Origin of the sequence: Acinetobacter sp. YH1901134 (assembly GCF_013416965.1) — a bacterium.
In the GTDB taxonomy this organism is placed as follows: Bacteria; Pseudomonadota; Gammaproteobacteria; order Pseudomonadales; family Moraxellaceae; genus Acinetobacter; species Acinetobacter amyesii.
Window position 1 is genome coordinate 461,189 of record NZ_VPEW01000004.1, and the last position, 11,667, is coordinate 472,855.

At 38.9% G+C, this 11,667-nt stretch carries 14 protein-coding genes and 1 pseudogene; 7 read left to right on the forward strand and 8 right to left on the reverse strand.

What is annotated here, in order from left to right; genetic code table 11:
* Window positions 1–13: 13 nt before the first annotated feature.
* The 3 genes from FTV50_RS06075 to FTV50_RS06085 form a co-directional block, all read right to left on the reverse strand.
* Window positions 14–535, reverse strand: a complete 522-nt coding sequence (locus tag FTV50_RS06075; protein ID WP_180023839.1) for a hypothetical protein — start codon at window positions 533–535, stop codon at window positions 14–16.
* Between the two features lie 65 nt (window positions 536–600).
* Window positions 601–1,380 (reverse strand): TIGR03915 family putative DNA repair protein, encoded by a 780-nt coding sequence (locus tag FTV50_RS06080; protein WP_180023840.1) that lies wholly within the window; start codon window positions 1,378–1,380, stop codon window positions 601–603.
* Window positions 1,381–1,389: 9 nt separating this feature from the next.
* Window positions 1,390–2,649: a putative DNA modification/repair radical SAM protein gene (locus FTV50_RS06085; RefSeq protein ID WP_078193581.1), complete on the reverse strand. Its 1,260-nt coding sequence runs from the start codon at window positions 2,647–2,649 to the stop codon at window positions 1,390–1,392.
* A gap of 214 nt (window positions 2,650–2,863) precedes the next feature.
* Between FTV50_RS06085 and FTV50_RS06090 the strand changes: the two genes are divergently transcribed.
* Window positions 2,864–3,907 (forward strand): nitronate monooxygenase family protein, encoded by a 1,044-nt coding sequence (locus FTV50_RS06090; protein WP_180023841.1) that lies wholly within the window; start codon window positions 2,864–2,866, stop codon window positions 3,905–3,907.
* Window positions 3,908–4,126: 219 nt separating this feature from the next.
* Here FTV50_RS06090 and dusB read toward each other — a convergent pair whose 3' ends face one another.
* Window positions 4,127–5,173, reverse strand: coding sequence for a tRNA dihydrouridine synthase DusB (dusB, locus tag FTV50_RS06095; protein ID WP_180003824.1), 1,047 nt, complete (start codon window positions 5,171–5,173; stop codon window positions 4,127–4,129).
* 103 nt (window positions 5,174–5,276) lie between these two features.
* On the opposite strand from dusB, the pseudogene FTV50_RS16680 reads away from it, so the two are divergent.
* Window positions 5,277–5,632: pseudogene (locus FTV50_RS16680) on the forward strand (site-specific integrase); the annotation flags it as partial.
* Window positions 5,633–5,648: 16 nt separating this feature from the next.
* Here FTV50_RS16680 and FTV50_RS06100 read toward each other — a convergent pair.
* Window positions 5,649–5,996, reverse strand: coding sequence for a hypothetical protein (locus FTV50_RS06100; RefSeq protein ID WP_180023842.1), 348 nt, complete (start codon window positions 5,994–5,996; stop codon window positions 5,649–5,651).
* A gap of 565 nt (window positions 5,997–6,561) precedes the next feature.
* Here FTV50_RS06100 and FTV50_RS06105 point away from each other — a divergent pair.
* Both FTV50_RS06105 and FTV50_RS06110 read left to right on the forward strand, forming a co-directional pair.
* The gene (locus tag FTV50_RS06105; protein ID WP_180023843.1) at window positions 6,562–6,936 is read left to right on the forward strand and encodes a hypothetical protein; all 375 of its coding nucleotides are present in this window, start codon (window positions 6,562–6,564) and stop codon (window positions 6,934–6,936) included.
* 312 nt (window positions 6,937–7,248) lie between these two features.
* Window positions 7,249–7,419, forward strand: a complete 171-nt coding sequence (locus FTV50_RS06110) for a hypothetical protein (protein ID WP_180023844.1) — start codon at window positions 7,249–7,251, stop codon at window positions 7,417–7,419.
* A 92-nt stretch (window positions 7,420–7,511) separates the two neighbouring features.
* Here the strand turns inward: FTV50_RS06110 and FTV50_RS06115 are convergent, their stop codons facing one another.
* Entirely contained in the window at window positions 7,512–7,727 is a 216-nt protein-coding gene (locus FTV50_RS06115) for an acyl-CoA thioesterase (RefSeq protein ID WP_249748744.1), read from the reverse strand.
* 115 nt (window positions 7,728–7,842) lie between these two features.
* The gene (locus tag FTV50_RS06120; protein WP_078193584.1) at window positions 7,843–8,025 is read right to left on the reverse strand and encodes a hypothetical protein; all 183 of its coding nucleotides are present in this window, start codon (window positions 8,023–8,025) and stop codon (window positions 7,843–7,845) included.
* A gap of 276 nt (window positions 8,026–8,301) precedes the next feature.
* Between FTV50_RS06120 and FTV50_RS06125 the strand changes: the two genes are divergently transcribed.
* The 3 genes from FTV50_RS06125 (at window position 8,302) to FTV50_RS06135 (ending at window position 10,483) form a co-directional block, all read left to right on the forward strand.
* Entirely contained in the window at window positions 8,302–9,507 is a 1,206-nt protein-coding gene (locus tag FTV50_RS06125; RefSeq protein ID WP_180023845.1) for a DUF1615 family protein, read from the forward strand.
* Window positions 9,474–10,103, forward strand: coding sequence for an HAD-IB family hydrolase (locus FTV50_RS06130; RefSeq protein WP_180023846.1), 630 nt, complete (start codon window positions 9,474–9,476; stop codon window positions 10,101–10,103). The genes FTV50_RS06125 and FTV50_RS06130 overlap by 34 nt, the downstream gene beginning before the upstream one ends.
* 176 nt (window positions 10,104–10,279) lie before the next feature.
* Entirely contained in the window at window positions 10,280–10,483 is a 204-nt protein-coding gene (locus tag FTV50_RS06135) for a hypothetical protein (RefSeq protein WP_078188800.1), read from the forward strand.
* Window positions 10,484–10,566: 83 nt separating this feature from the next.
* On the opposite strand, the gene FTV50_RS06140 is transcribed toward FTV50_RS06135, so the two are convergent.
* Complete coding sequence (locus FTV50_RS06140; protein ID WP_078193588.1) at window positions 10,567–11,661, reverse strand: acyl-CoA desaturase; 1,095 nt, start codon at window positions 11,659–11,661, stop codon at window positions 10,567–10,569.
* Between the last annotated feature and the right edge of the window lie 6 nt (window positions 11,662–11,667).

Sequence of the window (11,667 nt, forward strand, 5' to 3'; positions counted from 1 at the left end):
TGAGGGGCTTTTTTTAATCTGCTAGTGCGGCTTTTAGATTACAACCATATTGCATGGTTTCTTGTGCCTGTTTATATGTGGTATAGCGGTTGATAATAAAATCATAAAATTGGTCTGTATTCGCAAATACCTGACTCAAATCTTCGTTTGCGGCATTTGGCAGTTTAACGTCTTTCACCAAGGCCAAGTTCACATGTCCGAGATGATACATTTCAGAAAAATAATGATTCATTACTTCGCAATAGGCAATTTTTGAGCTTTTTAAAGCGGTGTTGGCAACAAAATGCTGATTTAAAGTTTTTAAGTTATGAACATCTAAAGCGGATTGATCTGAAAAAGCCATACTTTCTACTTTTTTTAGTTGGCTAAAATCAGCTGCTAGAGTCTGATTTAATTGTTCAAAGCGTTGTTGTAATCCCGCTGTATCGGCAACTTGATAACTTTGCGGATTGAATGTTTTCTTTTCTTGTTCATTTGCAGAACACGCCGTGAGCGTCATTGCCGTCAGAACGGTTGTAACAAGAAATAATTTCATCAAAGTCTCACTTAAACAATCAAAAGCTCGATCATTATGCCCGAAAACAACTAGATGATTCACACTTAAATCGCTTTCTCATTCATATAACGCCAATAACGACGTGGCACATACTGCACATGTAATTTCATATTACGTCGGGCTTCAATATTGACACTTCTAAAATAATCTTTCCAAAGCTGATCATACAAAACCTCATCATCATCCAGTTCGATATTAAAGGATTGACTATGGCCTGATTGTATTTGCCTATCTATGGTTGTGGCATCCATATCCACTTGATGCACCTGTTTTAAATCATAATAAATGCCATAATTGCGTTTTTCATCGTAAATCAGCCAACGTTGATCTTGATAGCGTGATTTAAAATGCCGTTCGATCAAAGGCAATACATTAAAGTCAGGTGAGACTAAACTGATAAACAAGCCATCCTGACATTTTTTAAAACGCACAAAAGCTTCCATTCGGTGCTTTTCACGCCCCACTTGCTTCGCCCACTGGCTCATCCCTAATACATCAGCATGACCATAGTTTTTAGACACATCACGCTGTTGCTGGAACACATAAATCGCAAAATTAAAACAATGCTGAAAAGCCTGCTGCTGCTCGGATAAAAACGCATAATAAAACTGCTTCAAAGCACTTTCAGATGCTTTGAGCATTAATCCTTGCCATACTCGCTGTGCTTGTTCATCATGACTAGCCACATCAATGACATCGGCGAAAAGACCTGCCTGCACTTGCCCATCTGTACAAATCTGAATGTCAAATTGCTTAAATTGAAAGGCCCGAAAAACACAACTTAACAATCCTGTCATCGTGCCATCAAAGACATAAATACTCACGACTGTATCCTAAAAACCGAAGTTCAATTGTGGAGAAATTTGCTGCGTATATTTCGACTGGCCACTTTGCAAAATCTGCTGTCTTATTTGATGAGGCTGTTGTTCACGAATAAATTTAGGTGAATCTTCACAGCGTATAAAATGTTGTGCTCTGTTGTAGGAAATACCCATACGTTTTAATTGGTCGATATGAATTTTACCAAAACGTCGTGCTTGAACAATTTTTTTAGCAGAACGCACACCGATGCCCGGCACACGTAAGATCATTTGATATTCAGCACGATTGATATCCACGGGAAATTGCTCGGGATGACGCAGTGCCCACGCTAATTTAGGGTCAATATCCAATTCTAAATTTGGATGCTCTTCATCGACCAATTCCGTCGCTTCAAACCCATAAAAACGCATTAACCAGTCACTTTGATACAGCCGATTTTCTCGTAATAAAGGTGGCGCAGACCCCACAGCTGGCAGCGCACGCTCCTCTTCGTTAATTGGAATATAACCCGAGTAATACACACGCTTGAGCTTAAACTCTTTGTAATGACGGTCTGCCATCAGTATTACATCACGGTCAGACTCTTGATGTGCGCCCACCACCATTTGCGTCGTTTGTCCTGCGGGTACAAATTTGGGGACTGTACGTATTATTTTTCGCTCATCTTTAAATTGAATCAAACGATCTCGCACAATACCTAAGTCTTTTTGGACTTCGACATGACTTTTTTCAGGTGCAAATTTTTTTAAACCATCTTCTGTCGGCATTTCCAAATTAATGCTCATACGGTCAACATATAAACCTGCTTCGGTAATGATTTCCTGAGATGCCCCCGGAATGGTCTTCAGATGAATATAACCATTAAAATTTTCTTCTAAACGCAGTTTTTTTACCACCTGCAACATACGTTCCATGGTGTAATCCGCCGATTTAAAAATCCCCGAACTTAAAAATAGCCCCTCAATATAGTTCCGACGATAAAAATTCATAGTCAAATCGACCACTTCCTGTACCGTAAATGCTGCGCGCTTTACGTCGTTACTTCGACGGGACACACAATATGCGCAGTCAAAAATACAGACATTGGAAAATAGAATTTTTAATAACGAAACGCAGCGACCATCTTCGGTATAGCTATGGCAAATACCGTTTCCAGTATTACCCAGACCTTTGTCTTTATTTTGGCGCTTACTACCACTCGAAGAACATGAGACATCATATTTGGCAGCATCGGCTAAAATTTGCAGTTTTTCACGGATACGTTCAGACATGGAAGAATTATAAAATTTAAAGTGAACACAGCATTATTTTAAAAGGATCCACCTCAAAAGTCGGGTCATACATCATTACTACGACACGAGGTGTCGCTTAATTTCAAGTACAACTTTCGTGTAAGCATAAGACCATTTTGATATGAAATAACGAATATTATTTGCTTAATTTCACTCGCTTGGGCAAAGTATTTAGAGTGATTGGAGTATGCACATGACTTTATTAGAAAAACTTGGCATCAAACACCCTATATTTCTTGCCCCAATGGCAGGTGTTTCTACACCTGAACTTGCTGCAGAAGTGTCAAATCAAGGTGGACTTGGTTCACTGGGTTTAGGTGCAAGCAGTGTTGAGAATGCACGTCAACAAATATTACAAACTCAAGAACTCACTGAACAACCTTTTCAGGTCAATTTTTTTTGTCATGACACAGTAGAACTCGATGAACAAGTTGCTGCCAAATGGATCATGCAATTTAAATCACGCTTTGCTCAATATAATGCAGAAGCTCCTGAAGCACTGAACTGTATTTATCCAAGCTTTAAAGACAATGACCATTTTCTAAACCTCTTACTGGAAACGCGCCCTAAAGCGGTAAGCTTCCATTTTGGTATTCCACATCCACATCAAATCCAAGCCTTGAAACAAGCGGGTATTTTGACTCTAGTTTCTGCAACCAACTTAGCAGAAGCTAAACTGATCGAAGCTGCAGGCATTGATATCGTGATTGCTCAAGGTATTGAAGCTGGTGGTCACCGCGGCATTTTCAATGAAAACTTTGATAGCAGCGTTAAGACTCGTGATTTGGTTCAGCTCTTGAAACGCCATATTCAATGCCCCGTTGTTGCTGCTGGCGGCATTATGAATGGACATCAGGCCTATCAAATTATGGAGTTGGGTGCAGATGCTGTTCAATTGGGCACTGCTTTTGTGCAATGCAAAACATCAAATGCCAATGAAGCTTATCGCAAAGCATTATTTGATGCACCCATCACGCAGATCACTTCGAGTATTTCAGGCCGCCCTGCTCGTGGCATTATCAATAACTGGCACACAGATATTGACACACCGACTCGCCCGACCGTCCCGGCTTACCCATATAGCTATGATTTAGGCAAACAATTACATGCCGCTGCTAGCAAGCATGGTGTACATGAATATGGTGCTTTTTGGGCGGGAACCAATGTCTCTCAAATACGTGAATTGGAAGCACCTGACTTGATCAATCAATTGATTTTAGAAATGCGCTTTAACTAAGACCTCGCTCAACGCGACATTCAAACATGAATGCCTACAAAAAAGCCCTCAACATTGAGGGCTTTTTATATGTAATTTAAGTCATCATCGATGCACAATTCAAGAATTGTTTCAGATCATGTGAATCAAATTAGTTAAATCTATTTCAAATCAATCTAACTAACTTAAAGCAGCCTACTTTGTATCGAATAATGCAGATCTACTTCGTTTGGCTTTAAATTATTTGGTTTCAAGCAAGTTGACCTGATCAACTTGAACATCACTCATGATCTGACCATGATCAAGTAAGTGATTAAAATAGTTCTCGACGACTTTATATTGATCTGCTGTAGATTCAACTTTATACATATTTTGGCGGAACTCATTACTAGAGCGTAGACCCTTGGTGTACCAAGCAATATGTTTGCGTGAAATTCGACAACCTGAATATTCGCCATAAAAACCATATAATTCAGACAAATGTCCAAGCAATACGTCACGAACCTCCATAATACTTGGCGCCGCCATATGCTCACCTGTCGTCAGGTAATGTCCTATTTCACGGAATATCCATGGGCGACCTTGAGCTGCACGACCAATCATGACTGCATCGGCACCGGTATAATCCAATACATATTTAGCTTTTTCAGGTGTATCAATATCACCATTGGCAATCACAGGAATATTGATCAACGATTTCACATCTTTAATTAAGCTATAACGCGCCGTATTCAGATACATATCTTCACGTGTACGACCATGAAGCGCCAACGCAGCAATCCCAGCTTCTTCGGCACGCTTCGCAACGCGCATAATGTTTTCATGACCATTGAGATAGCCCAAACGGGTTTTTAAGGTCACAGGCACATCAACTGCTTCGACCACAGCATCTAAAATACGAGCCACCAAGTCTTCATCTTTGAGCAGCGCAGAACCTGCCAACTTATTACAAACTTTCTTCGCCGGACATCCCATATTAATGTCGACAATTTGCGCACCATTTGCCACTTGATAGCGAGCGGCTTCAGCCAGTTCAGCTGGATCTGACCCTGCAATTTGAGCTGAGATAGGTGCTATCTCACCATCAAAATTGGCACGATAAAGACTCTTTTTACTCATGCGTAAGGTCTTATCTGCCGTCATCATTTCACTGACAGCATGACCTGCGCCAAAGTATTTGCAAAGTGTACGAAATGGGCGATCTGTAACCCCTGCCATAGGTGCCACCCACAGTTTTCTCTCGATGGGACGATCGAATAATTCTTGAATGACATTGTTTTTACTCAAAATCTTTTAACCTCGTTTAACTTCGTTTAGTCGCTTCGTATTGACTTTTAATGCTCTTTAGTTGCAACCTATTTGCACCACGAAATTTCAATGTTGCAAATTTATAGGTACAGTCACTAAGCGACAAACAAAAGACGGTACAACTCGGTATAGAGCTCAAGTCCGCGTACAACTTCAAGGCTACCCAGAATTCAAGCAATCCAAAACATTTAGCTAAAAGTCTTTGGCTGATGAGTGGATTAAACGCGCAGAGGCAGAAATTGAATTGCACCCTGAAAAAATGTTGAACCCTGAGGTGCAACTTAAGCAAAAACACTCAGAGAATTCATATTTCAGTATTTGGATGAGGCGGACAGTTTTGCTAGGACAAAAACAGGAGCACTACAGCATATCGCTAGTTTAGATATTTCTGAAAAGAATATCTATTATTTAACGCGACAAGACTTTTCTGATTACGCCGCTTCTTATAAAAGTATTAATCTTTCTGAACACCAACATTATCTGCATCAAATTCTAATGACATTTTCTCATATAGCTTGCTTTCAGCTGCTTCTAAGCGAGCTTTTGCGTCAGCTAATGCTTTCGGGTAATAAAGATAGCTTTTCATATCTTTATCACAGCTATCCAGTTTTTTCTCACAATCACTATCATTCCTTTTGGCTTCTCTAGACTCTCTCATTATTCTGTTGTAATAATTTTTGGCTTCGTACCACTTAAATTCAATTACATTATTAGCATTTGATGGTTCATCTTTAGCATAGCAATTCACTGATGCTAGGAAGCAAATTGTTAGTCCGTTAATAATTTTGGTTAGATAATGCACTATTTATACTCATTAAATTGGATGTTATTGTAAATAGTAACGTAATCTAACCCACCTGCCATAGGTGCCACCCACAGTTTTCTCTCGATGGGACGATCGAATAATTCTTGAATGACAGGATGTTGACTCAATGTTTTAACCTCTAGCTATATTTAGCAAATGATACCCGAACCACATTCGAAATCTTCGAATCCACTTTTAACAATGCTAAATTCAAATCTATGTTCGCAAAATCTGTTGAGCGTAAAAACGTTTCATGGCAATGATTATGCAATTGAATGATGACAATGAATATCAACATTGCTCAACGATTGAATTGAGGAATTTGAAGCTTCGGAATTGGACGGCAAATTTGCAATGCGATAGTTTAGTAATTCCAAACAAAAATTTCTACGCTTTTGCTTAAGAGTCGTTGAAACTTATGCATCAGCCATGTAGTTAACACACTATCGATTCAACATCAGACTTTCAGCAGATCTGCCTGTACAGGTGTTACTATAGAGGGATACTGCTAAAATCATTGAAAACTTAAACCCGATAAATTCACATCTGTGAGTTGAACTTTATGAATAAATTGAAAATTCTCTCTTTTATATTTTTCGCTTCTATTCTGACTGCCTGCCAACAACCGAATGACGAGGTGGCTGCAGCTGAAAGCCAAAACGCTGATTTAACAACGGAACAAGCGACTCAACAATTTGAGCAGTCAGATGCGCAAATCAGTCAATACCTTGATGTTTTAGATGCCCCAAGCACATCTATTAAGGAAAAAACCCAAGTCTTATGTCATGACTACCCTCATGAATATAAAACTAACTACATGCCTGCCATGCTCAAACTCGCAGCCCAAGACTATACTCAAGATAAAATGTTGAACGATTTGAAGATCGCACAGGACTATTACAAAGAAAAACTCAAAATTGAATGCCCTGCTGAATAATCTCCCTTTCATCATGGCGTCATATTTCAGCGATAAATTGTAATTAAGCGAAAAGTGGGTAAGTTTCGCTGTAATAACAACGTAAAATATACTTCCCGATTTATTCGGGTTTTTCTTTTTAAAGCTTTCAAATAATAAACGGCAATTGAATGGCACATTTTATTTTGTGATAGACTTCAAAATACTGATTTATTTTAATAATTTTTTCGTTGAAATTCACAAGTTGGACACAGAACAATCTATTTTAATTACACGTTTCTCATGATTAATACATTAAGTTGTTTTTTCCAAAAATAGACTGAAGATTGAATCATGAAAACTTTAAATAAAGCACTTTTTGCTGTACTTATCTCTACGGCGGCTGCAACTACATTTGCTGCTGAAGAACAAAAAGTTGAAGCTGCTGCATCTGAAGTTCAAACAACGGAAGTTGCTCAGGACGCGACTGAAGTAGCCTCTGCTTCTGAAGCCGTTGCAAAATAATTGAGTAAACATTTAAAAACCCACAGTTTGTGTGGTTTTTAAATTCACAGGCATTTTAAGTGTTCCGCCGTTTTCAATGATTTTGACTTCAATTATTTAAAATATAAACGTTGAATTTGTCGTGCCCGCCGGTTTAAACCTAATATTTCTTTTCTTTGCAAAATATCTTCTTCACAAAATCCCAAGCGCTGGATTAACTCAGGCATTGCTAAGTCTGCATGTTCGATCAACTCGGCATCTTGTTCAGTTGACCAAATAACTTTTGAAGCTGTTAATTTTTGCTGACGTTTTGACCTTCTCATTTGCATAGTATAAAAGACTTTTGGCTAATTCACAAAAAAGCCCACCCGATGTGAGCTTTTTTGCACAGACTGAGTATTCATCATCTATTGGATTGAAATATAAATTTACTGAACGATGATGTTAAAGATTTTCATCCTTTGTGATCATCACTGAGGTTAAAATTGGAACAGCAAAACAAGGTAGTAAGAGTAAGATCCAATATTCCACCATTGGTTTAGCCACAACAAAGTTTATAACGATTGCCCCCAATACCATAACTAACGCAATCAAACCTAAGAAACGACTGAAAAATTTAGCTGGCATAATAATCCCCTTAAAAAATTATGGATTTCAGCTAGTATATACCTTCATTTTTTATAATCTGTTGAAAATGATATTGGAATATTCATCTATTTAGCTCAAAAAGCATTCTTTTTCCAATCATCCTAACCAAACTGCTTGTTTTTACACGCGTAGATCTCCATAAATAGATTGACAGTCCCCTATGAGGCATATACATATTTATTCATTACTTATGTATTTTGCATAGTATACTGCTCCTGCTTTGTCGCCCCCATATGGCTGAGTCTATTGGAAAATATGAACAAAACTTTTTCGACCACATTATGCTTTAAATCCCTTTCTGTACTGGCTTTATCCATTGGCTTGGCTGCCTGTGGTAATGGTTCATGGTGGAGCAAAGATGAACCCACTATGGAAGCGGAACAGATTAAAAAAGCCATTCCACCTCGCGTGAATGATCGTCTGTCATGGGCCAATGATATCTACGACATTAGTGATCAGCTCGGTATTCCGACCACGAAAGAAAATGTCTGTACGATTGTTGCTGTGGTCGATCAAGAGTCCAATTTTGTTGCTGACCCACATGTGCCGGGACTCGGTGAAAAAGCCGTCAAAGAAGTTCAAGATCGTCTTGAAGAAAAGTTTAAAGATAAATTGGGTGATGGCATCGGTGGTACAGTCGCTGGCTATTTCCAAGATGTGTTAAAAAATCAGCCAAATCCAGAAGATAACTATCTCAGCCAAATGCGCCGTGTTCAAACTGAACGTGAGCTAGACGAGCTATATCGTGAAATTTTTGACTATATGTCTAAACATTATCACGTGAGTGCGTTAACAGGCGCGGCGAAACTGGTTGGACAAGATATTGGTGAAAAGCTCAACCCAATTACTACTTTGGGTTCGATGCAAGTCCATATAGGCTATGCCAAAGACCACAAACGCCAAGGTGGAAATATTGCCGCACTACGCACAGACATGTATAGCCAATATGGCGGTTTGTATTATGGCATCCACCGTTTAATGATGTATCCGGCTGAATATGACAAACCGATTTATCGTTTTGCAGATTATAACTCGGGTCGTTATTCGAGTCGTAATGCGGCATTCCAAAGCATGTTGAATGACTTAACCCCTGCTGAGCTCGGTTTAGATGGTGACCTCTTACTTTATAATAAAGATGGTTCTCCACGTTCAGCTAAAAGCCAATCGGAAACCGCGCTGATTGCCGTTTTTGCAGAAAACAATGTGATTGCGACTCCACGTCAAATTCGTTCAGATCTTAAAAAAGAAAAAGATCAGGACTTCGAAGATACTTTGACGTATAAAGCGGTCAAAAAGTTGTACCAAGAAAAGACTGGTAAAGAACCGTTTTACGCCATGATGCCTGAAGTCGTAATTTCGGGGCCGAAATTAAGCCGTGATTACAATACCAATTGGTTTGCCACACGAGTCGATGGACGTTATCAAACATGCATGCGCCGCATCAAAAACCTAAAACTCTAGCCTTATTTGATTTTGACGGAACCCTGTGTAACAAAGACAGTTTTACAGGGTTCATCTTCTATTCCCTGCCTAAAAGGCATATCGTGCGCCAAGGGATTAAAATTCTCCCTTGGATTCAAGGCTATTATCTCAAGCTATATCCTGCACATGCAATGCGTCCTCGCCTATATGCCGCAATGTTTAGCCAAGCCAATCATGAGCAGGTTTTAAATCAAGCAGCGCAATATGCTGAACATTTGATGGCAGAACTCAATCCTTCACTGTATGAACAATTACAGCAACACCAAAAACGCGGTCATGAAGTCGTTTTAGTTTCGGCCTCCGTTGATTTATATCTTAAACCTGTGGCTGAAATGCTCGGGGTCAAACTGATTTGTACCGAAACAGCAGCCAATGACCAAATACTGACTGGTTTATATGAAACCTTAGACTGTAGTGGTGAGCAAAAGAAAATTCGCGTTTTGGAGCAATTTAACCTTCAAGACTATGAGCATGTTTATGCCTATGGAAATAGCGATGAAGACCTCGCCATGTTTGAATTGGCCACCCACCATTTCATGAATGGACAGGATAAGTGCCTACCAGAACTCGACTAAAGTCGAGTAATTTAGTTTGTTTTATTAATCAAAGTTAACAATCACAATCTTAAATTTAAGTCGCTCTAATATATGGGTAAATTTTGAAAATTCTGCTTTTATTTTGACTTTATAGTGTGCTATTTTTCTCATTAATTATAAATAATGCGGTCAAATATTAAAAGCGGGAAAAGAATATGAATCAATTCAATCCACCGAAATATGTCAAAGGCCTCCATATTAAATTTGGCGAAAATCCATTTGTACTCCTTGCTCAATTTGCCTTCTCAGCCACTCGCCAGATGTGGACGAAAGAAGAAATTGAATTGGTCATTCGTATGGCTAAAAAAGGAAATTATATGAATTTGATTAAGATCCTCAAATTACATATCAAAAAGTAAAATAGATATTTCCCCAAAGTTAATATAAAAAAGCCATGCAAATGCATGGCTTTTTTGATCCAGTAACTCAAGTGCAGCTTTTATTACTTTTTAAATGGAAACGCATATTTCACAATACGTTTTAATACACTGCCGTACTGTTTCACTAAACTTGCGTTGTTATAGTTCAAACCATATTTTTCACATACGGCCTGTACTTTTGGCGCCATTTTACGATAACGACGCGCAGGAACATCTGGGTATAAATGGTGTTCGATCTGATGGCTTAAATGCCCTGTCAAAATATGAAATGCTTCTGAACCAGTAAGGTTTGAAGAACCACGAATTTGGCGCATGTACCAATGTCCACGACTTTCATTTTCAAGTACTTTTTTCGGGAAAACTTCAACATCTTTGGTAAAGTGACCACAGAAAATAATACTAAACGTCCAAATATTACGAAGACCATTTGCCACTAGGTTCCCTGTAAGCACCGGTAATGCTGCAGGCCCTGCAATAAGCGGGAAGAACACATAGTCTTTAAATAATTGCTTGCCGATTTTGGCTTGCATTGGCTTCCATTCTTCTTTGGTCTGCTGTTTTGTTTTGCGACCTTTAAAGTATTTACCCAATTCAAGGTTTTGAATGGCAACACCCCATTGGAACAATAAGCAAAATGGAATGCTATAAATCGGTTGTAATAGATAGCCCGGCTTCCAACGCTGTTCTGGGAACAAACGAACGAGACCATAACCAATATCATCATCCATACCTTTAATGTTGGTATAGGTATGATGTTTAAAATTGTGAGTTTGGCGCCAGTTATCTGCAGTACCCACGATATCCCATTCATAAGTCTGACCATTGAATTTAGGATCATTCATCCAGTCATATTGACCATGCATGACATTATGACCTAATTCCATGTTTTCCATGATTTTGGCAAAACCTAAAAGACCTGTGCCTAAAATCCACGCTGGCGGAAACCAACCTGCAAACAATAATGCACGACCCGCCATAGATGAATATCTAATAGTCGAATATACACGGCGAATGTATTTCGCATCCTTTTCACCTAAGTCATCTAAAACTTCTTGCTTAATTGCGTCAAGCTCACGCGCAAGTTCATCTAATTGCGATTGGGTTAACTCACGGTTTTTAGGATTTTTAAAATATTCAATTTTTACAGGCATGTTCATATTTTT